At 68.0% G+C, this 25,388-nt stretch carries 21 protein-coding genes and 4 pseudogenes; 13 read left to right on the top strand and 12 right to left on the bottom strand.

Annotated features, from left to right (window positions below; genetic code table 11):
* Nucleotides 1-2 precede the first annotated feature (2 nt).
* A complete protein-coding gene (locus FQ389_RS00255; RefSeq protein ID WP_144205754.1) occupies nucleotides 3-851 on the bottom strand; it encodes an SDR family oxidoreductase in 849 nt (282 codons plus the stop codon).
* Between the two features lie 314 nt (nucleotides 852-1,165).
* Here FQ389_RS00255 and FQ389_RS00250 point away from each other — a divergent pair.
* Both FQ389_RS00250 and rsrA read left to right on the top strand, forming a co-directional pair.
* Nucleotides 1,166-1,647: pseudogene (locus FQ389_RS00250) on the top strand (sigma factor-like helix-turn-helix DNA-binding protein).
* Nucleotides 1,575-1,877, top strand: coding sequence for a mycothiol system anti-sigma-R factor (gene rsrA, locus FQ389_RS00245; protein WP_144205753.1), 303 nt, complete (start codon nucleotides 1,575-1,577; stop codon nucleotides 1,875-1,877). Before FQ389_RS00250 ends, rsrA begins: the two are co-directional and overlap by 73 nt.
* A 24-nt stretch (nucleotides 1,878-1,901) precedes the next feature.
* On the opposite strand, the gene FQ389_RS21810 is transcribed toward rsrA, so the two are convergent.
* Entirely contained in the window at nucleotides 1,902-1,976 is a 75-nt protein-coding gene (locus FQ389_RS21810; RefSeq protein WP_011728008.1) for a 50S ribosomal protein bL37, read from the bottom strand.
* A 198-nt stretch (nucleotides 1,977-2,174) separates the two neighbouring features.
* Between FQ389_RS21810 and FQ389_RS00235 the strand changes: the two genes are divergently transcribed.
* Both FQ389_RS00235 and FQ389_RS00230 read left to right on the top strand, forming a co-directional pair.
* A complete protein-coding gene (locus FQ389_RS00235) occupies nucleotides 2,175-2,390 on the top strand; it encodes a biotin/lipoyl-binding carrier protein (RefSeq protein WP_144205885.1) in 216 nt (71 codons plus the stop codon).
* 48 nt (nucleotides 2,391-2,438) lie between these two features.
* Nucleotides 2,439-3,941, top strand: a complete 1,503-nt coding sequence (locus tag FQ389_RS00230) for a sensor histidine kinase (protein WP_144205752.1) — start codon at nucleotides 2,439-2,441, stop codon at nucleotides 3,939-3,941.
* A gap of 59 nt (nucleotides 3,942-4,000) precedes the next feature.
* Here the strand turns inward: FQ389_RS00230 and whiB1 are convergent, their stop codons facing one another.
* The gene (gene whiB1 / locus FQ389_RS00225) at nucleotides 4,001-4,255 is read right to left on the bottom strand and encodes a transcriptional regulator WhiB1 (RefSeq protein WP_003874607.1); all 255 of its coding nucleotides are present in this window, start codon (nucleotides 4,253-4,255) and stop codon (nucleotides 4,001-4,003) included.
* Between the two features lie 275 nt (nucleotides 4,256-4,530).
* A pseudogene (locus FQ389_RS00220) lies at nucleotides 4,531-5,497 on the bottom strand (diacylglycerol/lipid kinase family protein).
* A 90-nt stretch (nucleotides 5,498-5,587) separates the two neighbouring features.
* Here FQ389_RS00220 and FQ389_RS00215 point away from each other — a divergent pair.
* On the top strand, nucleotides 5,588-6,034 hold the full coding sequence (locus FQ389_RS00215; protein ID WP_144205751.1) for a hypothetical protein: 447 nt from the start codon (nucleotides 5,588-5,590) through the stop codon (nucleotides 6,032-6,034).
* Here the strand turns inward: FQ389_RS00215 and FQ389_RS00210 are convergent.
* The 3 genes and pseudogenes from FQ389_RS00210 to FQ389_RS00200 all read right to left on the bottom strand — a co-directional run bounded on the left by FQ389_RS00210 (nucleotide 5,986) and on the right by FQ389_RS00200 (nucleotide 8,168).
* Nucleotides 5,986-6,466: pseudogene (locus tag FQ389_RS00210) on the bottom strand (N-acetyltransferase family protein). The gene FQ389_RS00215 and the pseudogene FQ389_RS00210 overlap by 49 nt on opposite strands.
* Complete coding sequence (locus FQ389_RS00205; protein WP_144205750.1) at nucleotides 6,463-7,560, bottom strand: isochorismate synthase; 1,098 nt, start codon at nucleotides 7,558-7,560, stop codon at nucleotides 6,463-6,465. Before FQ389_RS00205 ends, FQ389_RS00210 begins: the two are co-directional and overlap by 4 nt.
* Nucleotides 7,557-8,168, bottom strand: a complete 612-nt coding sequence (locus tag FQ389_RS00200) for an acid phosphatase (protein WP_144205749.1) — start codon at nucleotides 8,166-8,168, stop codon at nucleotides 7,557-7,559. Before FQ389_RS00200 ends, FQ389_RS00205 begins: the two co-directional genes overlap by 4 nt.
* 126 nt (nucleotides 8,169-8,294) lie before the next feature.
* Between FQ389_RS00200 and FQ389_RS00195 the strand changes: the two genes are divergently transcribed.
* Nucleotides 8,295-9,095: a ParA family protein gene (locus FQ389_RS00195; RefSeq protein ID WP_144205748.1), complete on the top strand. Its 801-nt coding sequence runs from the start codon at nucleotides 8,295-8,297 to the stop codon at nucleotides 9,093-9,095.
* A gap of 137 nt (nucleotides 9,096-9,232) precedes the next feature.
* On the opposite strand, the gene FQ389_RS00190 is transcribed toward FQ389_RS00195, so the two are convergent.
* Together FQ389_RS00190 and FQ389_RS00185 are read right to left on the bottom strand one after the other, a co-directional pair.
* Nucleotides 9,233-10,453 carry an Rv3212 family protein gene (locus tag FQ389_RS00190; protein WP_144205747.1) on the bottom strand — a complete coding sequence of 407 codons (1,221 nt, stop codon included), beginning with the start codon at nucleotides 10,451-10,453 and terminating at the stop codon, nucleotides 9,233-9,235.
* 11 nt (nucleotides 10,454-10,464) lie between these two features.
* A complete protein-coding gene (locus tag FQ389_RS00185; RefSeq protein WP_144205746.1) occupies nucleotides 10,465-11,961 on the bottom strand; it encodes a DEAD/DEAH box helicase in 1,497 nt (498 codons plus the stop codon).
* A 248-nt stretch (nucleotides 11,962-12,209) separates the two neighbouring features.
* On the opposite strand from FQ389_RS00185, the gene FQ389_RS00180 reads away from it, so the two are divergent.
* Nucleotides 12,210-12,905 carry a ferritin-like fold-containing protein gene (locus tag FQ389_RS00180; protein ID WP_144205745.1) on the top strand — a complete coding sequence of 232 codons (696 nt, stop codon included), beginning with the start codon at nucleotides 12,210-12,212 and terminating at the stop codon, nucleotides 12,903-12,905.
* A 3-nt stretch (nucleotides 12,906-12,908) separates the two neighbouring features.
* Here the strand turns inward: FQ389_RS00180 and FQ389_RS00175 are convergent, their stop codons facing one another.
* Nucleotides 12,909-13,664 (bottom strand): MmpS family transport accessory protein, encoded by a 756-nt coding sequence (locus FQ389_RS00175; protein ID WP_407662719.1) that lies wholly within the window; start codon nucleotides 13,662-13,664, stop codon nucleotides 12,909-12,911.
* A gap of 198 nt (nucleotides 13,665-13,862) precedes the next feature.
* Here FQ389_RS00175 and FQ389_RS00170 point away from each other — a divergent pair, with 198 nt between their 5' ends.
* Nucleotides 13,863-14,126, top strand: coding sequence for a DUF3107 domain-containing protein (locus tag FQ389_RS00170; RefSeq protein ID WP_144205743.1), 264 nt, complete (start codon nucleotides 13,863-13,865; stop codon nucleotides 14,124-14,126).
* Here the strand turns inward: FQ389_RS00170 and FQ389_RS00165 are convergent.
* Nucleotides 14,123-14,809 (bottom strand): TetR/AcrR family transcriptional regulator, encoded by a 687-nt coding sequence (locus tag FQ389_RS00165; protein ID WP_144205742.1) that lies wholly within the window; start codon nucleotides 14,807-14,809, stop codon nucleotides 14,123-14,125. The genes FQ389_RS00170 and FQ389_RS00165 overlap by 4 nt on opposite strands.
* A 192-nt stretch (nucleotides 14,810-15,001) precedes the next feature.
* Between FQ389_RS00165 and FQ389_RS00160 the strand changes: the two genes are divergently transcribed.
* The 3 genes from FQ389_RS00160 (at nucleotide 15,002) to FQ389_RS00150 (ending at nucleotide 18,202) form a co-directional block, all read left to right on the top strand.
* Complete coding sequence (locus FQ389_RS00160; protein WP_144205741.1) at nucleotides 15,002-16,036, top strand: DUF3152 domain-containing protein; 1,035 nt, start codon at nucleotides 15,002-15,004, stop codon at nucleotides 16,034-16,036.
* 89 nt (nucleotides 16,037-16,125) lie between these two features.
* On the top strand, nucleotides 16,126-17,316 hold the full coding sequence (gene moeZ, locus FQ389_RS00155; RefSeq protein WP_144205740.1) for an adenylyltransferase/sulfurtransferase MoeZ: 1,191 nt from the start codon (nucleotides 16,126-16,128) through the stop codon (nucleotides 17,314-17,316).
* 37 nt (nucleotides 17,317-17,353) lie between these two features.
* Entirely contained in the window at nucleotides 17,354-18,202 is an 849-nt protein-coding gene (locus FQ389_RS00150; RefSeq protein WP_186296213.1) for a TIGR02569 family protein, read from the top strand.
* A 27-nt stretch (nucleotides 18,203-18,229) separates the two neighbouring features.
* On the opposite strand, the pseudogene FQ389_RS00145 reads toward FQ389_RS00150, so the two are convergent.
* A pseudogene (locus FQ389_RS00145) lies at nucleotides 18,230-18,820 on the bottom strand (alpha/beta fold hydrolase); the annotation flags it as partial.
* Between the two features lie 80 nt (nucleotides 18,821-18,900).
* On the opposite strand from FQ389_RS00145, the gene FQ389_RS00140 reads away from it, so the two are divergent.
* A complete protein-coding gene (locus FQ389_RS00140; RefSeq protein WP_144205739.1) occupies nucleotides 18,901-22,023 on the top strand; it encodes an ATP-dependent helicase in 3,123 nt (1,040 codons plus the stop codon).
* Nucleotides 22,023-25,373 carry an ATP-dependent helicase gene (locus tag FQ389_RS00135; RefSeq protein ID WP_144205738.1) on the top strand — a complete coding sequence of 1,117 codons (3,351 nt, stop codon included), beginning with the start codon at nucleotides 22,023-22,025 and terminating at the stop codon, nucleotides 25,371-25,373. Before FQ389_RS00140 ends, FQ389_RS00135 begins: the two co-directional genes overlap by 1 nt.
* Nucleotides 25,374-25,388: the final 15 nt, after the last annotated feature.

The raw sequence follows: 25,388 nt of genomic DNA, 5'->3' as shown, positions 1-25,388 counted from the left end.
GCTTAGGTGTCCGAGTACCCGGGCGGGTTGACGCCGTCCACCCAGAAGTCGACACCGAGCTGTCCGCCTGGCACGCAGTTGTACACCGACAGATCGGTGACGCCGGAGTCCAGCAACACGTCCTCGCAGAGCAGCATGTTGCCGGTGAATTCCTTCGACGGCTTGTTCAGGATGACGTAGGCCGCGTCGGCGTAGACCTCCGGCTTGCGGGCGCGCCCCATGGCCTCGTCGCCGCCGAGCAGGTTCTGCACCGCGGCGGTGGCCACCAGCGTGCGCGGCCACAACGTGTTGGACGCGATGCCCTCCTCGCGCACCTCCTGGGCGATGCCCAGCGCGCACAGCGTCATGCCGAACTTGGCCATCATGTACGCCGTCGGCTTGAGCCACTCCTCCCCGAGCAACACTGGAGGGGACAGCGTCAGGATGTGTGGGTTCTCCCGGCCCTTCATATGCGGAATACACGCCCGCGAGACCGCGTACGTGCCGCGCACCTGGATGCCGTTCATCAGATCGAAGCGCTTCATTGGCACCTCGGTGATGGACCCCAGGTTGATCGCCGACGCGTTGTTGACGCAGATGTCGATGCCGCCGAACTGCTTGACAGTCTTTGCCACAGCGGATTCGACGGAGTCGGGATCGCGGACGTCTCCCACGATGGGCAGGGCCTGGCCGCCGGCCTCCTTGAGCTCCTTAGCTGCGGTGTACACCGTGCCCCGCAGCTTGGGGTGCGGCTCCGCCGTCTTGGCGATCAGGGCGATGTTGGCGCCATCCTGAGCGGCGCGTTTGGCGATGGCCAGGCCGATACCGCGACTGGCGCCGGAGATGAACATGGTTTTGCCAGTGAGAGACATGGCGTCACAGTAACGCCCTGCGGGTGAATCGCGGGATTGCGGCCGATCACGCCGGCCCAGGAAATAGCAGATCGGCCGGAGCTGTTGACTGTGACGGTCTCAGAAAACGCGTGTCGGCAACCCGGGCAGAGCTCGTCGGTCACAGCCTTTAGATTGGGAGGAGCATTCGGTGTCAACGGCGACCTGCCGGTTAGTCTTACCAGGCAGGGACGAGCAGTCGGCTCGCTTCTTCGCGAGTCCGCTGTCGCTGAAGGCATGGCCGGGCGGCACTGCAACAGAAGGGACCGTGTTGATCGAGATGGCCTACTTCGAGAATGGTCCAGACGCAGCGCCCGGTTCCGACCAGGTCTAGACGACGGAACAGCCGATCGACGCGCCGCTTGCAAGGCTCCGCCGAGACCGACGAGGAACTGACCGCCCGGTTCGAACGAGATGCGATTCCTCTGCTCTACCAGCTCTACGGCGGTGCGTTGCGGATGACGCGCAATCCCGCGGACGCCGATCAAGGCAGCCCTGCAGGCACTACCGGAGGAGTTCCGGATGGCGGTGTACTACTCCGACGTCGAGGGTTTCCCGTAGATCGCCGAAATCATGGACACGCCCATCAGAACCGTCATCTCGCGGGCTGCACCGCGGCAGGCGGTAGCTGCGCAGCCTCCTGGTCGATGTCGCCAAGGAGCGCGGTTTCACGCGGGGCCAGCAGACGCACGAGGAGGTGTCGTCATGGGCGAGTTTTCGCCCACCGACCCCTCGGCGAGCGCGGAGCCCCGTACCAAGGCCGAGTGCGCCGAACTGATTACCGAGGTATGGACGCTACTCGACGGTGATTGCACGCCCAAGAAGCGGGAAAAGCTCAAGCGTCACCTCGACGAATGCCCACCGTGCCTACGGTTGTTCGGTCTCGAAGAGCAGTTCAAGGCGCTGCTCGCGACCAAATGCAGCTGCGAGAAGGCCCCGGAGGGTCTGCGGGAGCGGCTGCGACTGGAGATCCGCCGCACCACCATCATCCGCGACTTGCAGTCGTAACGGGGCGGGCGTACCCGGCAGCGGTCAGGCGTTGGGCCGCTTACCGTGGTTGGCCTTGCTGTGCTTGCGATCACGCTTCTTACGGCCGCGCTTGGCCATCAGGGAACCTCCGTCATTCGGTCGTGATTCGAGTGCCGAGCACCCGTCAGATTGCCCCCATTGTCGCACGGCCTCGTCCCGTAGATTTCGCCCCACCGCCGCCGCGCGGTGCTGGGCGGCTGTGGTTCGATCATACATGAGCTTGATGCAAGGACCGGACCGGTCAGCATGCCGAATGGCCGAGACAGCGGGGTGAAAATGGCCGAGGATGTTCGTGCCGAGATCGTGGCGAGCGTGCTCGAAGTGGTGGTCAACGAGGGCGACCAGGTCGGCAAGGGCGATGTCGTGGTGCTGCTGGAGTCGATGAAGATGGAGATTCCAGTCTTGGCCGAAGTCGACGGCACGGTCAGCAAGGTGAGTGTGTCGGTGGGCGACGTCATCCAGGCGGGCGATCTCATCGCCGTGATCAGCTGACGCCCGCCGGCTCATCTCTACCGCCGTTCCACCACGCGGGAGTAGTTGATGTCCACTCTCGGTGACCTGCTTGCCGAGCACACGATGCTGCCCGGCAACGCGGTGGATCACCTGCACGCGGTGGTCGGGGAGTGGCAGCTGCTGGCTGACTTGTCGTTCGCCGACTACCTGATGTGGGTTCGCCGCGACGATGGTGTGCTGGTCTGTGTGGCGCAGTGCCGGCCGAACACCGCGCCGACCGTCTTGCAGAAAGATTCGGTCGGCAGCGTGGTGGCGGCCGAGCGGCTCCCGCTGGTGGCACAGACCTTTGCGTCAGGCGTCGCACAACGGGAAATCACTGCGGCCGAACAAGATTCGTGGCAACTACCCGGGCCGCACGTGGCGGCGTCCCCGGTGCGTTACGCCGACCAGGTGGTCGCCGTGCTCACCCAGCACCAAACCGCGGTGACGGCCGAGGACAACTCCGGGCACCTGGAGACCGCCTACCGCGAATGCGCCGCCGATCTCGTACACATGTTGTCCGAAGGCACTTTTCCCGATGTGCGCGACGTCGCGATGTCGCGATCCACCCCGCGGGTGGGCGACGGGTTCATCCGGCTCGACGTCGACGGCGTGGTCGCCTACGCCAGCCCCAACGCCCTGTCGGCCTATCACCGGATGGGATTGACGAGCGAGCTCGAGGGCCACAATCTGATCCGGATCACTCGGCCGTTGATCTCGGATTCTTTTGAGGCACAAGAGATAGCCGAACACGTGCAGGACTTGCTGGCCGGCGGCAAGAGTATGCGTATGGAGGTCGATGCCGGCGGCGCCACGGTGCTGCTGCGGACCCTGCCGTTGGTGGTGCACGGCGCCAGCAAGGGCGCAGCGGTGCTGATTCGCGATGTGACCGAGGTCAAGCGGCGGGACCGGGCCCTGATCTCCAAGGACGCCACGATTCGCGAGATCCACCACCGGGTGAAGAACAATCTGCAGACCGTGGCCTCATTGCTGCGGCTGCAGGCCCGCCGCACCGCCAACGCCGAAGGCCGGGAGGCGCTGATCGAATCGGTGCGCCGGGTGTCATCGATCGCGCTGGTGCACGACGCGCTGTCGATGTCGGTGGACGAGCAGGTGAACCTCGACGAGGTCATCGACCGGATCCTGCCGATCATGAACGATGTGGCCTCGGTGGACCGTCCGATCCGTATCAACCGGGTCGGCGACCTAGGCGTGCTGGACTCCGACCGCGCGACGGCGCTGATCATGGTGATCACCGAGCTGGTGCAGAACGCTATCCAGCATGCGTTCGATCCTGTCATTCAGGAGGGGGCGGTGACGATCAGCGCCGAACGCTCGGCGCGCTGGCTGGACGTGGTGGTGCACGACGACGGGCGGGGCCTGCCCGAGGGGTTCAGCCTGGAGAAATCCGACAGCTTGGGCCTACAGATCGTGCGGACGCTGGTGGCCGCGGAGCTGGACGGCACGCTGGGCATGCGGCGGGCGCCGCACGGCGGCACCGACGTGGTGTTGCGGGTGCCGATCGGCCGCCGGTCCAGGTTGTCGATGTGAAAGCCACACGCAACAGCGCGGCCCCGGCATCTGCCAGGGCCGCGCTGTCAGAGACTGTGTCAGACTCCGCTGCGTGCCTTCGTCCGGGCATTGCGGCGCTTCAGCGCGCGCCGCTCGTCTTCGCTCATACCGCCCCACACGCCCGAGTCCTGACCCGTGTTCAGCGCCCAGCCAAGGCACTCTGTGGTCACAGGGCACCGATTGCAGACTAGTTTCGCGTCAGCGATCTGCGCGAGTGCCGGACCACTGTTCCCTACTGGGAAGAACAGCTCCGGGTCTTCGTCGCGACAGACCGCCTTGTGGCGCCAATCCATAAGTAGTTACTCCTTACTATGTGCGCAGCAGCGCGCACTCGCGTTATTTAGTCGGCTCTTTAACGCTTGCATGAGTAAGGGTCCGTCGGGCACCCCGCCAAATCTCTGCATGCAACCTTTCAATTGTTTCACGGGCACAACAGATGTCAATAGTATCAGTTCGATCGTGGGGTATCTCACTTTGGTTACGGCGGTGTCCGACCCTTAAGTCATTGTACTATACTCGCGGCGTTCGCCGCCGTTTGGACAACCGAATTTCTCGGAATTTTCGCAGTTCAGGCACATTTATGCGCCTGCGGCGCGGCGACGGGCAGCACCTCGCGCACCGCTCGGAACGTCATGGACTCCCGTCGCCCCAGATACTCCCCGTCGTACTGACTTGCGACCGGCCCGTCGGCGCAGGTGATCCGCAGGCAGGCCGCATTGTCGTCGCGGACGAGTTGTTTGGCTTCCGGTTCGGGGTTCTTGGCGAGAATCTGTCGCAATAATCCTAGCGTCGGAATCACCTTCATGCTGGTGACCGCGAACACGCCCAGGCCCGACTCGAAGCTGCAGCACGGGTTGGTGACCATGGGACGGCTGTTGCTGTAGGTCCACGGCGTAGTGTTGGAAACCCAAGCGAATTGCACGCCCGACACGGGATCGCGGCCGGGCAGCTCGACTGTCATATTGGGGGCGCGGTGGCTGTAACCCACCGTGATCGGCACCGCCACCCGCCAATACCGCAACGGCGTCACCTTGACACCCTATGTTGCGCTGCGCCTCCACCGCGGCCACCACCTCGGCGTCGACGCCCATGCCCGCGTTAATCACCGCCCATTGCTTGCCGCAGTCGATCAGGCTGATGCGGCGCCAGGTCTGGTGCCGGCGGTAGTCGTCGATCAGCTGAATCAGCTGATTGGTGGCAGCGACCGGATCGCGGGAGATGCCAAGTGATCGCGCCAAGACGTTCGCCGATCCGCCGGGAACCACCGCGACGGCGGGCAGGTGCGCGGGCCGGGGTGAGCCCGGGCGGCCCAGCAAACCGTTGACGACCCCGCTGACCGTGCCGTCCCCGCCGTGCACGACGACCAGGTCCACGCCGTCCTCGACGGCGGCCCGACCCAGTTCGGTCCCGTGGCCGTGGTGGTTGGTGTGCTCGACGGTGAGCTGCAGGCGGCTATTGAGTGCATGTGCCAGCAGGTCGCGGCCGGCCGATGTGATAGACGTTGCTGCGGGGTTCACGATCAGCACGGCTCGCATGAGGCACGAGCTTATGCGGCACGGTTATGGCCCTGCTGTGGGGAACCGGCGGTCCGCGGCGCCGAGTGCCGGCGTGACTACGCTGACGCTGTGAACCGCGTCCCCAGCAGCCCGACCGTACCGCCGTCCGCCGTCCGCGGCGCGGGGTTAATCGTCGCGACCCAGGGGCTGGCGGCACTGGTGATGGCCGCGGTGCTGGTGGTGCGGGCGGTTGCGGGCGCCGACCAGCGCATCGTCAACGGCCTGGGCACCGCGGTCTGGTTCCTGCTGATCGGCGGTGTGGTGCTGGCCGCCGGCCGCGCATTGGTGGTCGGCCGGCGCTGGGGCCGCGGGCTTGCCGTGTTCATCCAGCTGCTGCTGTTGCCGGTGGCCTGGTATCTCGCCGTCGGTTCACATCGGCCGGCATTCGGCATCCCCGTTGCTGTGCTGGCGCTGACGGTGCTGGCGTTGCTGTTCAGTCCGGCGGCGCTGCGCTGGGCCGCCGGTGATCAGCGGGGCCCGGCCAGCTCGGCAAGCGACGACCCGGAAAGTCGGTAGGTGGTCCACTCGTTCTGCGGTTGTGCACCGACCCCGTCGCAGAGTGCGATCGCTTCGACGTTCCAGTTGAGCACCGCCCAGGACAGCCGCGTGTAGCCGTTGTCGACGCATTCACCGGCCGGGGCCGCGAGCAGGCGGCGGGCCAGCCCGCGACGACGAATTCGCTGCGTACGGACAGGTCCTCGAGGTAGATACTTCCGACGCCGTCCCAGGTGGAGGAATGGATGAACCACAGCGCCATCGCCGCGAACGCCGCCGACCTCAGCCACGTGCGCGTACGCGATCGGGGTGTCTCCGAAAAGTGCTGTGCTGATCTGCTTTTCGGTGACGGTGCAGTGTTCGGCAACGTGTTCGAATTCGGTCCAGCGCGTGAATAATCTCGGTGATGTCGGCGGCGTCCGCGGGCGTGGCGCGGCGGATGACGTCGCTCACTGCTCAACTCCTAACGCGGTTAGTATCGTCGCGAATTTGTTTGTGGTTTCCGTTACTTCGTCGTCGGGATCCGATTCCGCGACAATGCCGCCGCCGGCGCGAGCCGTGGCGGTGCGGCGATCCGCCGACAGCTGCGCACAGCGGATGGACACCACCCAATAGCCGTCGCCCGCGGCGTCACACCAGCCCACCGCCCCGGCGTAGAAGCCGCGATCGCCCTCCAGCTCGGCGATGAGCTCCGATGCCGCCTTCGTCGGTACTCCGCCGACGGCCGGGGTCGGATGCAGTGCCAACGCGAGATCGATTGCGGTGGTTGAGGTGTCACGCAGCCGACCGCTGATCGTGGTGCACAGATGCCAGACCGCTGCGGTGCGGATCAGCTCCGGCTGGTCCGCGATGGTCAGGTCGTCGCACAACGGGGCCAGCGCGGTGCGCATCGTGTCGATCACCAGCTGATGTTCGTGGCGGTCCTTGGCGGAGGCGGCCAGCGCGGCGCCGTTGGCGGCGTCGCGTTCGGGATCCGTCGCCCGCGGCGCCGACCCCGCGAACGGCTGGCACATCACCCGATCGCCGACGCGTGCGACCAAGAGTTCCGGGCTGGCACCCACCAGCGCGGTTCCCGCGTAATCCGTTCCGGCAGAACTCAAGTCGACCAGATATCCGTAGGCTGCCGGATCATTGGCGACCAGCCGGCGCAGGATGGCGCGGGCGTCCAGCGCCGCGTCGGCCCTCAGCCGCAACGCGCGTGCTAGCACCACTTTGCTCAGTGCGGTGTCCGGGGCGTTCAGCTCGTCGCGGGCCCGGCTGATCCGGGCGCGGTAGTCCGCCGGCGGCGGCATGGCGGCCGCGATGTGCACGGGGGGCAGTGGGACCGTGGGCCAGTCGGGCGGTGTATCGCCGCGGTGCACGGTTTCCGGCACCATCAGGGCTGCGGGCATATCTACGTCGAAAGGCAAGGCGCCCAACACTATTGGCGCGTCGTCGGAGGACAATGCGGCCTGTGCGGCGGTGATGTCGGCGTAGCGCGCCCGCGCCCCTTCGCCGATCAAGGTGCCGCGCGGGCCACACAGCGCGAACGGCGGTTCGAGGCTCACCCGGGTGCGATCGCTTGTGGCTGGCTGGTCAATCCGAGCGCGGCTAGCTGCCGCACGCCGTGTTCGAAACCGCAGAACGCGATCGAGCCGGCGAGCATCCAGAAGCGGCTGCCGTTGACGAGCGGTTGTTCAATCCAACGGGTGATGATCGACCGGGAGAAGTGGCTGTGCCCGACGAACACCACGTCGCGCCCGTTCATGTGCTCCAGCGCGATCGCGACGACCCGATCGGCGTGGTCACTGACCTGCGCCACGCTCTCTCCGCCGGGACATCCATGCGTCCATACCAGCCAGTCGGGAACCCGCTTGTGGATCTGCGCGGCGGTCAATCCTTCGTAGGAGCCGTAATCCCATGCGGCGAGCAGCTCCGACACCTCGTCGACGGTGAGGTCGGCCAATTTGGCGGTGGTCAAGGCACGGAAGCGGGTACTGCTGATCACCAGCGGGTCGGCGAGATTGAGTCCACGCAACACGCGCCCGGCCAGTTCGACTTGCACGCGGCCGGCGTCGGTGAGCTCGAGGTCCGTCCGACCGGTGTGCTGGCCCGATTTGGACCATGCGGTTTCACCATGACGGAGCAGGACCAGTCGGTGGTCGTGTAAGCCCATATCGAGTGATTCTGCCCGAGACTTGCCGCCCCTCTGTACTTAGCTACCCGGCACCGAACATGCCAGGATGAGCAAGGGTGAGTGCGCCGACGACGATCCAGAGCCAAGCGAGGAGGAGCGGCGCTAATGGCTGAGACGCGAGTATTGGCGGTGGCCAACCAGAAGGGCGGCGTGGCCAAGACGACGACGGTCGCCTCGCTGGGCGCGGCGCTGACGGAAAGCGGCCATCGGGTGTTGCTCGTGGATCTCGACCCGCAGGGCTGTCTGACGTTCTCGCTAGGACACTATCCCGACAAGCTGCCGGCGTCAGTGCACGAGGTGCTGTTCGGCGAGCTCGAGCCGAGCGCCGCGCTGGTCACCACGGTGGAGGGAATGACGCTGCTGCCGGCCAACATTGACTTGGCGGGCGCGGAGGCGATGCTGCTGATGCGGGCCGGCCGCGAATATGCGCTCAAACGGGCATTGGCGAAAGTCGCCGATCAATTCGACGTGGTTGTCATCGACTGCCCGCCGTCGCTGGGCGTGCTCACCCTCAACGGTTTGACGGCCGCCGACGAGGTGATCGTGCCGCTGCAGTGCGAGACGCTGGCGCATCGCGGCGTCGGGCAGTTCCTGTGCACCGTCGCCGACGTCCAGCAGATCACCAACCCGGGGCTGCGGCTGCTGGGTGCGCTGCCGACGCTGTACGACTCGCGCACCACCCACACCCGCGATGTGCTGCTCGACGTCGCGGACCGCTATAACTTGCCGGTGCTGGCGCCGCCAATCCCGCGCACCGTGCGCTTCGCCGAGGCCAGCGCGTCGGGCTCGTCGGTTATGTCCGGGCGCAAGAACAAGGGGGCGGTGGCGTATTCGGACTTGGCGCAGGCGTTGATCAAGCACTGGAAGACCGGCAAACCGCTGCCGACATTCGCGGTCGACGCCTGAGTCGTGCGAGAGCGCGCCGCAGCGTCCGCGGGGCGGGCCCGCGATGTGCACTGGCGGCTTTCGATGTGCAGCCACGGCACGACGGCCCGGTGTGTCGCCGCCTCGGGCGCACACTGAACGCCGCTGGGTGGCGCGCGTCAGCCCAGCGCCACCACAGTGTCGCCCCGCTGCTCGAACATTCGCGAGCCCAACACGGCCGGCACCACCGGGCGGTCGCTCGGCGCTCGGTGCACCGGGATGTAGCGCTCGCCGGCCCCGGTGACGGGGTCGTAGATCCCGATCGCGCCGGTGACTGGGATCAACAGCTTGCCCGCCATCATGGCGCCGGGCCCGAGCGGAACGGTCTGCGGCCCCGCGGCGATCGTGTAGCGCAGGGTCAGGCTGCTGGCGTCGAAGACCAACACGGAATCACCGGTCCACCACGTCACCAGGTTGCCGGCCTGCGACACCGCCGTATTCGACGGCACCTTGGGTAGCAGCGTGCTTCCCACGGTGGTGCCCGTTTCATCGATCACCTCGACCCGTGGCTGCGTGCCGGCCACGCCGGGCAGGTAGACGGCCGTGTTGCTTTGCCAGACGGTCAGCACTCGGGCCCCGGAGTTCGGGCCCAGCCCGGGCTCGGCGACGAGATGTTGCTGGGGTTCGTCGTCCTCCTTGCCCGGTCGCAGCAGCGCCAGCCGCAGGTCGGCCTGGTTGGCGCAGGTCTCCAGCACGGACACGGCCAGTGAGCTGGCCGCCCCCGAGTGCAGCGTGCAGCCGGAGTGCAGCCCGCGCGCCGACGGCTTCACCCGGGCGTCGGTCTCGCCGTAGGCCAGCATCCGGACCATGTCCGAGCGCCACAGCTCCAAACGGGTGTCGCCGACCGACAGCACCGTTGTGCCGTCCGACGACAGCTGCACGTGCGGGTCGGCGTAGCTGCTGCGGGCGGGGCCGCGGCGGCCGGTGGACCCGTCGATGGTGCTGACCTGTCCGCAGCCGCGGTCGTCGCGGTAGACCGCTACGGCGTAGTGGTACACCCAGGACAGGCCGCACAGATCGGTGTCACGCGCGTAGCTCCAGCGTGTTTGGCCGTTGCCGGGATCGCGTCCCGTCACCTCCCGGCCCGCGGCGGTGACGACCGTGCCGCCCACGATTACCGGCGTCATGCTGGCGGGACTGGCTGCGGTCCACAACTGCTTGAGGTTGCGCGGCACCTCGCGGGCCTGGCTGGGGTTGGGCGCGGGTGTTGCGGCGGGCCGGCTGATCGTCGCCCGCGCGTCGCTGGTCCACCAGATCAGCGACGCGGTGACCGCCACCACCACTACAATCGCCGCAGCGGCCAACAGATCGCCCTTGGTGCGGCGTTCGGGTTTGACCATGACTAGGGCCGTCAGTCAGTTGGCTTGCGTGCCGGCTTCTGCGGACTTGCGGCGACGGCGGCGACAGCTCTGGACGTCCTAGCGGTGGCCCCGCCATCATCCGCTCCGCCGTCGCCGGTCGGGCCGTTGGCGCCGTCCGGGTGACCGGTCACCGGCTGGCCGTCGCGGGTGCGCCGTCGGCGAGTCCCGGAGCGGGTCCGTGCGGGACGCTCGGACGTTGAGGTGCGCTGTTCCGTTTCGCGCCGTTTGACCGGCGACTTGCGGGGCGCGCCGATCATGCCGCGGGCGTCGGCGGGAATGCCCAACTCGGCGTAGAGATGCGGCGAACTGGAGTACGTCTCGGCCGGGTCGGGGGAGCCCAGGTTCAGCGCCTTGTCGATAGCAGCCCACCGGGGCAGTTCGTCCCAATCCACCAGGGTCACGGCGATACCGGTTTTCCCGGCGCGGCCGGTGCGGCCGATCCGGTGCACGTAGGCCTGCTCGTCCTCGGGAATCTGGTAGTTGATCACGTGCGTGATGTCGTCGATGTCGATGCCGCGGGCGGCCACGTCGGTGGCCACCAGGACGTCGATGTCGCCAGCCCGGAACGCCTTGAGCGCCTTTTCCCGGGCGATCTGGCCCAGGTCGCCGTGCACCGCGCCGACCTTGAACCCGCGCTCGGCCAGTTCGTCGGCCACCTTCTGCGCGGTGCGCTTGGTGCGGGTGAAGATCATCGTCGCGCCGCGGCGCTCGGCCTGCAGCACCCGGCTGACCAACTCCACCTTGTCCAGCGCGTGGGCGCGGTAGACGAACTGCTCGGTGGTGTTGTGGGTGGCGGCCGAGTGCGGCGCTTCGGCCCGGATGTGGGTGGGCTGGTCCATGAACGTGCGGGCCAGCGTGATGATCGGATCCGGCATGGTTGCCGAGAACAGCATCGACTGCCGGTCGGCCGGAATCTGACGCAGTATGCGCTCGGTGTCGGGCAAGAAGCCGAGGTGGAGCATCTCGTCGGCCTCGTCGAGCACCAGCACCGACAGCCCGCCGAGCTGCATGTGGCCCTGCTGGGCCAGGTCGAGCAAGCGGCCCGGCGTGCCGACCACGACGTCGGCGCCGGCGCGCAGCGCCTCGATCTGCGGTTCGTAAGGGCGTCCACCGTAGATGGAGACCACCGACAGCCGACGGTCCTCCTCGGCGATCAGGTATTTCGCGGCCGTCGCCAGGTCCTCGGTGACCTGCAGGCAGAGCTCCCGGGTGGGCACCACGACCAGGGCGCGCGGTGTGCCGTTGAGCGGCCGCACGCCGACGCCGTTGGTGATCCGCTGCAGCAGCGGCACGCCGAAGGCGAAGGTCTTGCCCATCCCGGTGCGGGCCTGGCCGATGACGTCGTCGCCGGCCAGCGCCACCGGCAGGGTCAGTTCCTGGATCGCGAACGCGCGCTCGATGCCCTTTTCGGCCAGCGCCCGGACGATTTCGTCGCGGACACTGAGTTCGGCAAAAGTGGGTTCAGTTTTGCTTGTGAGTGCAGTCATACGTGGGTGACGTCCCTTTCGGTGACTATTCGATTGAGTCGGTTTTCTGTCGCGGTCACGCGCGCACGAATTCCGACTTCCTAGTCGCCGAGTCGCTGGTCCCCGCTTCAAATAAGGCGGGCCAACTGTGCACGCACATTTCGCCGATAGCAGCGGCAGAAAGAAATACAACTACTATACTATCTCTATAATAGCTGGTCGACAGCTCGGATCCATCCTTGTCCCAGTCCGCCGACTACAGTGATGCCATGACTTCGGCCTCCTCTGCCGACCAAGTGGACGATTCGCCTTCCCCCGGAATCAGCGCGGATCACCCCGGCATCAACGAACTGTTCGCAGTTCTCGCCTATGGCGAGGTGGCCGCCTTTTACCGGCTGACCGACGAGGCCTGCATGGCCTCTGACCTGCAGGGACGTATCTCGATGGCGAGCATGGCGGCCGCCGAGATGATGCATTACGAGCTGCTGCGCGACGCGCTGGAAAGCCGCGGTGTCGACGTCGTTGCCGCGATGTCGAGGTACGTCTCGGTGCTGGAGAACTACCACCGGCTGACGACGCCCAGCACCTGGCTGGAAGCGTTGGTGAAGACCTACGTCGGCGACGCGCTGGCCGCCGATCTGTACCTCGAGATCGCCGACAGCCTGCCCGACGAGGTCGCCGACGTGGTGCGGGCGGTGTTGTCGGAAACCGGGCACTCGCAGTTCGTCGTTTCCGAGGTCCGGGCCGCGGTCACCGCCAGCGGCAAACAGCGCAGCCGGCTGGCGCTGTGGGCCCGCCGGCTGTTCGGTGAGGCGATCACCCAGGCGCAATACCTGCTGGCCGACCACGACGAGCTGGTCGACCTGGTGGTATCCGGCGCGGGCGGGCTGGGCGCGCTCGGAGCGTTTTTCGAGCGCATGCAGCAAACGCACGACCGGCGGATGGGGGAACTCGGTTTGAGCTGACCGTTACCGCGTGCAGGTCGCCAGATTCGAGCTGTTGGCCGACACCACCTCTACCTGACCTTCGGCATTCACGATCGCGCAGTTGAGCCGGCCCAAGATGCTGGTCGCGATGACAGAGCGGGTTGTCACCCCCGGATTCATGACCACCACCTTGGTCCATGGCAGCGACACGTTGAACTCGGTCTGCGGGTAGCCGCGAGCGTCGGTGTAGACGACGTTCACCAGGTCGAGCAGTTGCTTCGTTCCGGTCACGCTGTAGTAGACCGTGTTCGGATTTACTGCGACCCTTGGTGATACGACAGCGGGAGGCGGGGAGACCAGCGGCGGCATGGTCGGCGCCGCGCTCGGCGTGGTCAGGGTCGTCACGGTCTCCTGCGGTAGTTGAGGGGCCTGGGAGGTGCTGGAGGATGGGCTGCGCGAAGCACTGGGCGCGCTGCTGGTCCGGGTCGCGGACGTCACAATGGTGGGAGCCGGTCCCACTGTGGCCTTCGTCGACGCGCTGTCGCCGCTGTTGATGATTACCGCAGTCGCGATGGCACCGATCGCGATGATCGCACCGAGCAGGGCGACGGCCGGGCGCCAGCTGCCGATGGGCCAGAGCAGCTCCTTGTACTCGTCGAATTCCTCGTCTTCGTGACCGTCTTCCCGGTAGCCGTCATCCCCGTAGCCGTGGTGGTCGGCTCCGGCGTAGTCGTCTCCGGGGTAGTTGTGGGCGCGGCCACGGGCTAGGCCGGGACGATCATCACGCGTGTTTCTGATGGTGCCGATGTTACTGACGTGAAATGCCGGCGGCGGTCCCGAACGGCCACCTTGACCCAGCTGAGAACGAATCGTTATATGCCGTTAGAAATGGTTTCGCTCACCGCGAACTCGCGCCGGTGACCGAGGCTGCACCGGTCGCGTCCACTAACCTGCAGCTGACACGCTTGCGACGGAAGAACAACGGAAGGGGCCATCGTGGAGGTCAAGGTCGGTATCACGGAAAGCCCGCGCGAGCTGGTCTTCACCAGCACGCAGACGCCCGCCGAGGTCGAGGATGCCGTGAACGCCGCGCTGCATGAGGGCTCGGGCCTGCTCAGCCTGAGTGATGAGAAGGGTCGTCGTTACCTGATCCAGACCGCCAAGATCGCCTACGTCGAGATCGGCGCCGCCGACAGCCGCCGGGTTGGTTTCGGCATAGGCCTGGGCGCCGAGGCGAAGCCGAGCGGGAAGGCCCACTAGGAGCGGGCGAGCGGCACGTGGGATAGCCCGCCCCACGCGAACGCGACCGTGCCGTTGACGGCGTCCGATTTGGAGATCGGGCGATCGGACTCCAGCCAGTAGCGAGCGCAGTCGACGCTGATGCCGACCAAACCCACCGCGATCATCCGGGCGCGGTGGGGGTCGAGGCCGGAGTCGGCGCTGATCAGCGCGAACACCGCGTCGATGCACGATTTGGTGGCCGCGCGCACCTGCGCGGCGACCTCGGGCTCGGTGACGTAGTCGTTCTCGAAAATCAGCCGGTACCCCTGGCTGTCGTGCTCGATGAAATCGAAGAAAGCCTCGACCGCCGCGTGCAGCCGCTGCCGGTTGTCGGTCGTGGTGCTCAGCGCGTTCTGTACGCCCGTCACCAGGTTGTCGACGTGGCGATTGAGCACCGCTAGATACAGCTCCAGCTTGCTGGAAAAGTGTTGGTAGAGAACGGGTTTGCTAACACCCGCCCGATCGGCGATCTCGTCCATGCCGGCCGCATGGTAGCCGTGGTCGACGAAGACGTCGCTGGCCACGACCAGCAACTGGCCGCGACGCTCGTCGCGCGGCAACCGATTACCCCGCCGATTCGAATTCGCAATACCGTCACTGGGACGGCCGCGGTCACCCGATCTGACGGCACGCCGCGCCGCCGACTTGGCGAGATCGCTCACTTGGTCCTCGTTTGGATTGTGGCGACCGGTCATCCAACAGGCCGGCCGCGTTTCGCTCGTCGCACAGACATTACTACCCGTGATGTGTCAACGAACTATCCGTGATGTGTCAACGACCGGCACGGCAGGCGGAACGAATGTTATCGGGCGCGCCAGGGGCGCCCGGGCTGGCGGCTGTGCCATCCTGGGGCAATGACGTCCGAGCCGCCAGTGCACGGCCCCGGTCGGGTGCCCGTGCTGCGCGACGAGTGGCGGGAACCCCTTCGGGCGTTGCGTGACTCCGCCGCGGCGGGCCCCGGACGGCCCCGCGCCGACCGGGAGCGGCCGCGGCGCTGGCGCAAGCAAACCTGGCTGGGCCGGTTCGTTTCCACCTACGGGTGGCGCGCCTACGCGCTGCCGGTGCTGGTGGTGCTGACCGCCGTCGTCATCTACCAGACGGTGACCGGCGTCGGCGAGCCCAAACCGTCCGAGATCAAACCCATCCAGGGACCACCGGCGATCGGGGCGGTGGGCACGGCCATCCTCGACGCGCCGCCGCGCGGCCTGGCCACCTTCGACGCCAACCTGCCGGCCGGGACGTTGCCGGACGGCGGGCCGTTCACCGAGGCCGGCGACAAGACCTGGCACATCGTGCCGGGCACCACGCCGCAGATCGGCCAGGGCACCGCGAAGGTGTTCAAGTACAGCGTCGATATCGAGAACGGTTTAGACCCCGCGATGTTCGACGGCGACGATGCCTTCGCGACGATGGTCGATCAGACGCTGGCCAACCCCAAGGGCTGGACCCACAATCCGCAGTTCGCCTTCGTCAGAGTCGACGGATCCACCGGCGCCAAGCCTGATTTCCGGATTTCGCTGGTGTCGCCGGTCACGGTGCGCGAGGGGTGCGGCTACGAGTTCCGGCTGGAGACCTCCTGCTACAACCCGGTGTACGGACCCGACCGGCAGGCGCGGGTGTTCATCAACGAAGCGCGCTGGGTGCGCGGCGCCGTGCCCTTCGAGGGCGATGTCGGCTCCTACCGGCAGTACGTCGTCAACCACGAGGTCGGACACGCCATCGGCTATGTGCGCCACGAACCGTGCGACAAGCAGGGCGCGTTGGCGCCGGTGATGATGCAGCAGACGTTCTCCACCTCCAACGACGACGGCGCCCAGTTCGACCCTGAGAGCGTCAAGGCCGACGGCAAGGTGTGCCGCCCCAACGCCTGGCCGTATCCCATCGCCTAGCAGCGACGACGCGGGTGGGGAAGCAATGCCGGCGATCGAGGCGTTTACTTCTGTTAGGTGAGTCGCGCAGTCGACCGAGGAGATATTCGGTGTACGCATCGTTGCCGCCATTGGTAGAATCCGCTAGCGAGCTGAGCCGCGACGAAGTCGCGCGGTACAGCCGTCACCTGATCATCCCCGACGTGGGCGTTGACGGGCAGAAGCGGATGAAGAACGCCCGCGTGCTGGTGATCGGCGCCGGTGGGCTGGGCGCCCCCGCGTTGTTGTACCTGGCCGCGGCCGGCGTCGGGACGATCGGAATCGTCGACTTCGATGTCGTCGACGAGTCGAACCTGCAGCGCCAGATCATTCACGGCGTGGCCGACGTCGGACGGCCGAAGGCTCAGTCGGCGCGCGATTCGATCCACGCGATCAATCCGTTGATCGACGTGCGGCTGCACGAGTTCCGGCTGTCGGCGGACAACGCCGTCGACCTGTTCGCGCAGTACGACGTGATCCTGGACAGCACCGACAACTTCGCCACCCGTTATCTGGTCAACGACGCCGCGGTGCTGGCCGGCAAGCCCTACGTGTGGGGGTCGATCTACCGCTTCGAGGGCCAGGTCTCGGTGTTCTGGGAGGACGCGCCCGCCGATGAGGGCGGAAATGAGCGCGGCCTGAACTATCGCGACCTCTACCCGGAGCCGCCACCCGGCATGGTGCCGTCCTGCGCCGAAGGAGGCGTGCTGGGCATCATTTGCGCGTCGATCGCGTCGGTGATGGGCACCGAGGTGATCAAACTGATCACCGGCATCGGCGAATCTTTGTTGGGCCGGTTGATGATCTACGACGCGCTGGAGATGAGCTACCGCACGATCAGCATCCGCAAGGACCCGTCGACGCCCAAGATCACCGAGTTGATCGACTACGAGGGGTTCTGCGGCGTGGTCTCCGAGGACGCGACGCAGGCCACCAGCGACTCCACCATCACCCCTCGGGAACTGCGCGAGCTATTGGACTCGGGCAAGAAGCTGGCCCTTATCGATGTCCGGGAGCCGGTCGAATGGGACATCAACCACATCGACGGCGCACAGCTGATCCCGAAATCGTTGCTCAGCTCCGGTGAAGGACTGGCGAAGCTGCCGCACGATCGCAAGGCGGTGCTGTATTGCAAGACGGGCGTGCGCTCGGCCGAAGCGCTGGCCGCGGTGAAGAAGGCCGGCTTCTCCGACGCCGTTCACCTGCAAGGCGGCATTGTGGCATGGGCACAGCAGATACAACCCGACATGGTCATGTACTGACGCAATACCGCAGCTGGCCTATACTAGGCTAACCCGCGTGAGTTTCGAACCGCCGCCGGGGCATGTGCTTTCGGCATTCGGTTTGGCCGGGGTCAAGCCCATGGCCCTGGGTTGGGAAGGCGGCTGGCGCTGCGGCGAAGTCGTTTTGTCCGTCGTGGCCGACCACGCCCGCGCCGCATGGTCGGCGCGGGTGCGCGAGACGCTGTTCGTCGACGGTGTGCGGCTGGCCCGGCCGGTCCGCTCGACCGACGGCCGGTATGTGGTCTCGGGCTGGCGGGCGGACACCTTCGTCGCCGGTACACCCGAGCCCAGGCACGACGAGGTCGTCTCCGCGGCGGTGCGGCTACATGAGGCCATCGGCAAGCTGGATCGCCCCCGATTTCTGACCCAGGGCCCGACGACTCCGTGGTCGGACGTCGACGTCTTCATCGCCGCCGACCGCGCCGCATGGGAAGAGCGTCCGCTGCAATCGATTCCGCCGGGAGCGCGGACCGCACCACCGACCGCGGACGCCCAGCGGTCGGTCGAGCTGATCAGACAGCTCGCCACGCTGCGTAAGCCGACCAAGAGTCCGAACCAGCTGGTGCACGGGGACCTTTACGGGACAGTGCTTTTCGTCGGCACCGCCGCGCCGGGCATCACCGACATCACGCCGTACTGGCGCCCGGCTTCGTGGGCGGCCGGTGTGGTCGTCGTCGACGCGCTGTCCTGGGGCGACGCCGACGACGGACTGATCGAGCGCTGGAACGCGCTGCCGGAATGGCCGCAAATGTTGTTGCGCGCGTTGATGTTCCGGCTGGCCGTGCATGCGCTACACCCACGTTCGACCGCCGAGGCCTTCCCGGGTTTGGCGCGCACGGCCGCGCTGATCCGGTTGGTGCTCTAGTCCGGCGGAAACGATCGGCCTCCCCTTGGGAGAATACACCACGGGGCGGGCCATCTGGCTCCAGTACGACAGCACCGCCGGGACGCAGATCCGCCAACGGTAGCGCCCGTTCGGCAGCTGGATCAGGTGCTCGTCGAGTTCCGCGTCGCGTGCGGCCGGATCCACGTCCGCCCAAAAACCCGTGGCCTTTTCCGCACACGCCTCGGCTCGATCGGTATAGTTGGGCGAGGAGAACATCCGCTCGGCGATGTCGCGCATCCACGCGCCGTCCTGACCGACCGCCGGGTCGGGCAGCAACAGTGCCGACACCAGGTCGGGCCGCGCGGTGGCCAGGTGCATCGCCAAACCTCCGCCGAACGAATGCCCGACGACGAGCACGGGAGCCTCGGCCACCTCGTCGAGCAGCGCGCCCAGCGCCGCGACATTGGCCTCGATGGTCCACGGCGCATCCCACGACGACCTGCCGTGGCCGATCAGATCCGGTGCGGCGAAGGCGATCTCGGGCAGGTACTCACGCAGGTGCTTTCAGCGCTCGCCGTGGCCGGTCAGCCCGTGGAGGGCGAGAAACTGAATCGGGGCGGCGCGGCCAAAGCGGTGCACGTGCAGATCGGTGGTCACGCCTCGATGATGCCAGGCCCGGCCTACACCGCTGGTCGTAGCCGGGCCGACTTGTCAGACCTTTGTGATCTCATGCCGGTATGTCATTGACCTGGGATGCCGAAGCGAGTGCGGTGCTGGCGCCGGGTGCGCGCGGCCTGATCCGCATCCTCGGAGGCCCGGGTACCGGGAAGAGCAGCCTGCTCGTCGATGCCGTGATCGCCCGGGTCGCCGCCGGCGTCGATCCGGAATCGGTTCTGCTGCTTACTGGCTCGGGCCGGATCGAAACCCGGGAGCGCAGCGCGTTGACGATGGCGGTGCTGCGCGCCACCGGCGCGAGCCGGTCCGCCATCCGCGAGCCGTTGGTCCGCAGCGTGCACAGCTACGCCTATGCGGTGTTGCGTCGCGCGGCCGAGCGCGCCGGTGATGCGCCGCCGCGGCTGGTCACCAGCGCCGAACAGGATGCGATCATCCGGGAGTTGCTGGCTGGGGATCTCGAAGACGGGGCCACCGGATGGCCGTCGCACCTGCGGCCCGCGCTGAGCACCGCGACGTTCGCCACTGAACTGCGAAATCTGTTGGCGCGCTGTGCCGAACGCGGGGTGGATCCGCAGGAGCTGCAGCGCCTCGGCCGGTTTGCCCGGCGGCCCGAATGGACCGCGGCGGGCCGGTTCGCGCAGCAGTACGAGCAGATGATGCTGCTGCGCGCGGCGGTCGGCACCGCGGCGCCGCAGGCGACGACACCGGCGATGGGTGCGGCCGAACTCGTCGGCGCCGTGCTGGAGGCTTTCGCGGTCGACGCCGAGTTGCTGGCCGCCGAGCGCGCCCGGATCCGGGTCTTGTTGGTCGACGACGCGCAGCAACTCGACCCACAGGCAGCCCGCCTGGTTCGGGTGCTGGCGGCCGGAAGTGAATTGACCCTGTTGGCCGGGGATCCCAATCAAGCGGTGTTCGGCTTCCGAGGCGGCGAGCCGGCCGGCCTGCTCGACGGCGAAACCCCCGCGGTAACGTTGGCCGACTCGCACCGCTGTGCGCCGGCGGTGGCGCGTGCCGTCAGCGCCGTCGCACAACGACTTCCGGGCAGCAGTGCGGGCCGGCAGATCACCGGCACCGGCGCGGACGAGGGAACCGTCACCGTGCGACTGTCGGCGTCGGCGCATGCGGAGGCCGCGTTGATCGCCGACACGCTGCGACGCGCCCATCTCGTCGACAACGTGCCCTGGTCGCAGATGACCGTGATCGTGCGGTCGGTGCCACGCGCCGGCACCCGGCTGCCGAGGGCGCTCGCCTCGGCCGGGGTGCCGGTGGCCGCGCCGGCCGTCAACGGGTCGCTGGCCGAGGAGCCCGCCGTGCGGGCGATGCTCACCGTGCTGGCCGCGACCGCCGACGGCCTCGACGGTGACCAGGCGCTGGAACTGTTGACCGGGCCTATCGGCCGGGTCGACCCGGTGTCGCTGCGACAGCTGCGCCGGGCGTTGATGCGTGACCAATCCGCGGACACTGCAGCGACATTCGGTGATCTGGTAGTAGCCGCGCTGTTGGCCGAGACGCCGCCGCGCGCGGGTTCGCGCGCCCCGAAGCGGGTGCGGGCGGTCCTCGAGGCCGCCGCGCGCTGCCACGCCAACGGCCAAGATCCGCGCTACACCCTGTGGGCGGCGTGGCAGCGTTCCGGCCTGCAGCGGCGCTGGCTGGCGGCCGGCGAACGTGGCGGCGCCGCGGGCATCCAGGCCACCCGGGACCTCGACGCGGTGACCGCGTTGTTCGACGTCACCGACCAGTACGTGTCCCGCACCCCCGGTGCGTCACTGCGCGGCCTGATCGAGCACATTGCGGCGCTGCAGGTACCGGGCGCGACGACCGAGCCACCGGCCACGCCGGAACAGGTCCGGGTGCTCAGCGCGCACGCGGCGCTGGGGCACGAATGGGACCTGGTGGTGATCGCCGGTCTGCAGGATGGGTTGTGGCCCAACACCGTTCCGCGCGGTGGTGTGTTGGCCACGCAGCAACTGCTCGACCTCGTGGACGGGGTGTCCGCGGATGCCTCGGTGCGCGCTCCGCTGCTGGCCGAGGAACGCAGGCTGCTGATCGCCGCTCTGGGGCGCGCCCGGCGCCGACTGTTGATCACCGCCGTCGACAGCGACGCCGGCGGCGCCGACAGCGGGGCGGCGCTGCCGTCGCCGTTCTTTTTCGAGCTCGCCCAGCTGGACGATGATGCCGCGGAAGAGGTTGTGGCCCGGCCTGTTTCGGCACCCAGGGTGTTGTCGCCGGCAGTGCTCGTCGGTCGATTGTGTGGCGTTGTATGCGCCCCGCCCGGGGCCGTGGATGACGCTGCTCGACATTGCGCGGCAACGCAATTGGCCCGGCTGGCAGCGGCCGGTGTGCCCGGCGCCGACCCATCCGGCTGGCACGGTCTGATCGAGGTCAGCACCAGCGATCCGCTTTCCGACGCCGGTGCCGCCGTCACGCTGACCCCGTCGACACTGCAGACCCTCAACGATTGTCCGCTACGCTGGCTGGTCGAGCGGCACGGTGGCACCAACCCGCGCGAGCTGCGGTCCACGCTCGGGTCGGTGCTGCACGCGGTGATCGCCGAACCGGGCAAAACCGAAGCCGAAATGGTCGCAGAGCTGGAACGGGCTTGGCAGCATTTGCCTTTCGACGCCCGTTGGCACTCGCAGAACGAGTTGAGTCGGCACCGCGCCATGATCGCGGCGTTCGTGGAGTGGCGCGCCCAGACGCGCGGCGAGCTGAGAGAGGTCGGCGTCGAGGTCGACATCGACGGAGCCTTGGCGACACCGCGCGAGGGCGGCGGTGAAGTCCGGTTGCGCGGCCGGGTGGACCGGCTCGAACGCGACGCGGCCGGGCGGCTGGTCGTCGTCGACGTCAAGACCGGCAAATCGCCGGTCAGCAAGGACGACGCGCAGCAGCACGCGCAGCTGGCGATGTATCAGCTGGCCGTGGCCGAAGGCCTGATCCCGGACAGCGCAGCCGACACCGAGCCCGGCGGAGCGCGGCTGGTCTACCTCGGCAAGACCGGGTCCGCCGGCGCGACGGTGCGTGAGCAGGATCCTCTGCCCCCGGCCGCCCAGGACGAATGGCGGGAGCTGGTCGGGCAGGCCGCCGACGCCACCGCCGGTCCGTGGTTCGTTGCCCGGCGCAACCCGGGTTGCTCGCATTGCCCGCTGCGACCGTCCTGCCCTGCCTATCTCGAAGGGAGCGCGTGATGACCCCGCGGCCGCGCTACAGCCCGCACGAATTGGCTTCCGCGTTAGGGCTTTTCCCACCCACCGAGGAGCAGGCCGTCGTGATCGCCGCGCCGCCGGGTCCGCTGGTGGTCATTGCGGGAGCGGGCGCGGGCAAGACCGAGACGATGGCTGCGCGGGTGGTGTGGTTGATCGCCAATGGCTACGCCGATCCCGGCCAGGTGCTGGGATTGACGTTCACCCGCAAGGCCGCCGGACAACTGCTGCGCCGGGTCCGTTCCCGGCTGGCCCGGCTGTCCGGTATAGGCTTGGGGGCGGCCGAATCCGCCGATACTGTTGCACCCACCGTCAGCACCTATCACGCGTTCGCCGGCTCGCTGTTGCGGGACTACGGGTTGCTGCTGCCGGTCGAGCCCGACACCCGGCTGCTCAGCGAAACCGAGTTATGGCAGCTGGCTTTCGACGTCGTCAACGGGTACGACGGCCAGCTGAGCACCGACAAGACCCCGGCCGCGGTCACCGCGATGGTATTGCGGCTGCGGGGTCAGCTCACCGAGCATCTGGTCGACACCGGTCAGCTGCGCGACACCCACCTGGAGTTGGAACGGTTGGTCCACGCCCTGCCCGCCGGTCCGTACCAGCGCAACCGTGGGCCGAGCCAGTGGCTGCTGCGGCTGCTGGCCACCCAGACCGAACGCGCCGAACTGGTACCGCTGCTCGACGCGTTGCAGGAGCGCATGCGCGGCGCCAAGGTGATGGACTTCGGCGGGCAGATGGCGGCGGCCGCCCAGCTCGCGGCGGGTTTCCCGCAGGTCGGGGCGGACCTGCGCAACCGGTACCGGGTGGTGCTGCTCGACGAATACCAGGACACCGGCCACGCCCAGCGAATCGCGTTGTCGGCGCTGTTCGGCGGCGGCTCAGACGTTCAAGACGACGGGCTTGCACTCACCGCCGTCGGCGACCCGATTCAGTCGATCTACGGCTGGCGCGGCGCCTCGGCAACCAACCTGCCACGGTTCACCACCGACTTCCCCCACTCCGATGGCACGCCGGCACGGGTTCTAGAACTGCGCACCAGCTGGCGCAACCCGCCCGGCACGCTGCACGTCGCCAATGCCATCTCGGCGGAGGCGCGGCGCCGGTCCATGGCTGTGCACGCGCTGCGACCCCGCCCGGACGCCGCGCCCGGCACGGTCCGTGCCGCGCTGCTGGCTGACGCGCAGGCCGAACGCGACTGGATCGCCGACCACCTGCACGAGCACTACCAGCGGGCCGCGGCCGACGGTGTCAGCCCGCCGACCGCCGCGGTGCTGGTGCGCCGCAACGCCGATGCTGCACCGATCGCCGAGGCGCTGCGCGCGCGGGGTGTCCCAGTCGAGGTGGTCGGGTTGGTCGGGCTGTTGTCGGTGCCCGAGGTCGCCGAACTCGTGGCGATGCTGCGGCTGGTGGCCGATCCCACCGCCGGCGCCGCGACCATGCGGGTGCTGACCGGTCCGCGGTGGCGGCTGGGCGGGCGGGACGTCGCCGCGCTGTGGCAGCGGGCGCGCGCATTGTGTGCGGGACCCGCCGCGGGGTCCTCGGCCCAGGCGATCGCCCAGGCGGCCAGCCCCGACCGTATCGACGCCGACAGCGCGTGCTTGGCCGACGCGATCCATGATCCCGGCCCGGCCACCGCGTATTCGGTTGCGGGGTATCAACGCATCGTCGCATTGGCCGCCGAGCTGACGGCCTTGCGGGGTCATCTGGGGCATTCGCTGCCTGACCTGGTCGCCGAGGTGCGACGCACGTTGGGACTGGATTGCAAAGTCCGCGCGGCCGCGGGCCACCGCGCCTGGGCCGGCAGCGAACAGCTCGACGCGTTCGCCGACGTGGTCGTCAGCTACGCGGAACACAACGCCACGGCAGCGGCGTCGGCGGGCGCGTCGGTGCTGGGTCTGCTGGCTTACCTGGATGCGGCCGAAAACGTCGAAAACGGTTTGGCGCCTGCGCCGTTGGCGGTCAGCCGGGACCGGGTCCAGGTGCTCACCGTGCATTCGGCGAAGGGCCTGGAGTGGGAAGTGGTTGCGGTGGCTCACCTGTCCGGCGGGACGTTCCCGTCGACCGCGTCGCGCAGCAGCTGGCTGACCGATGCCGCCGAGCTGCCGCCGTTGCTGCGGGGCGACCGCGCCTCGGCCGGCTCGCTGGGCATCCCGGTGCTGGACCTGTCGGACGTCACCAACCGTAAGCAGCTGTCGGACAAGATCTCCGAGCATCGCCGCCAGCTGGAGCAGCGGCGCGTCGACGAGGAGCGCCGGCTGTTGTACGTCGGCATCACCCGCGCCGCGGACACGCTGCTGGCCTCCGGTCATCACTGGGGTCCCACCGGGGTCAAACCCCGCGGGCCCTCCGAGTTCCTCTGCGAGCTCAAAGACATCATCGACCGGTCCGCCGCGGCCGGCGACCCGTGCGGTGTGGTGGAGCAGTGGGCCCCCGCGCCTGCCGACGGCGAACCAAACCCCTTGCGCGACAGTGTGGTCGAGGCGATTTGGCCCGCGGATCCGCTGGCCGGCCGCCGCGCCGACGTCGAGCGCGGGGCGGCGTTGGTGGCCGAGGTGATGGCCGGGGCTGCACCCCAGGATTGTGTGGACGCCGAGGGCTGGGCTGCCGACGTCGACGCGTTACTGGCCGAGTGTGCGCGTTCCGAACGAAGGTCGGTCCGCGTGCTGCCCAGCCAGCTGTCGGTCAGCGGCCTGGTGGACCTGGCCCGCGACCCCGAGGGCGCGGTGGCGCGGCTGGTGCATCGGCTACCGAGCCGACCAGATCCACATGCGTTGTTGGGCAATGTCTTTCACTCCTGGGTTCAGCAGTTCTACGGTACGGAGGCACTCTTCGATCTGGTGGACCTGCCCGGTGCGGCGGACTCCGACTTTGGTCACGCCGACGAGCTGGCCGCGCTGCAGGCCGCCTTTACTCGGTCGCCGTGGGCGGCCCGCACGCCCATCGCCGTCGAGGTGCCCTTCGAGATGCCCATCGGGGACACCGTGGTCTGCGGCCGTATCGATGCCGTCTTCGCCGATCCCGACGGTGGGGCCACCGTGGTGGACTGGAAGACCGGGGAACCCCCGCGGGGAGCCGACGCGATGCGGCAGGCCGCCGTCCAGCTCGCCGTCTACCGCTTGGCGTGGGCCGCGCTGTCCGGATGTGCGGAGTCCTCGGTGCGAACCGCGTTCCACTACGTGCGCACCGGTGTCACCGTCACCCCCGACGAGCTTCCGGATGCGCGCGAGCTGGCCGAGCTCGCCCCGTCGGGCGTCTCGACGGCGCAGGTGAAAGTGACGCCTCGGTCTGAGCCGATCAAGTGTATGCCGACCGCGGAACGTGGTTACATTTGATCCGTGCGTGTTCCA

It is taken from the genome of Mycobacterium tilburgii (genome assembly GCF_902168065.1).
Classification (GTDB): Bacteria; Actinomycetota; Actinomycetes; order Mycobacteriales; family Mycobacteriaceae; genus Mycobacterium; species Mycobacterium tilburgii.
The sequence above is the reverse complement of the archived record's forward strand: the minus strand, read 5'-3'. Positions and strand labels throughout refer to the sequence as shown.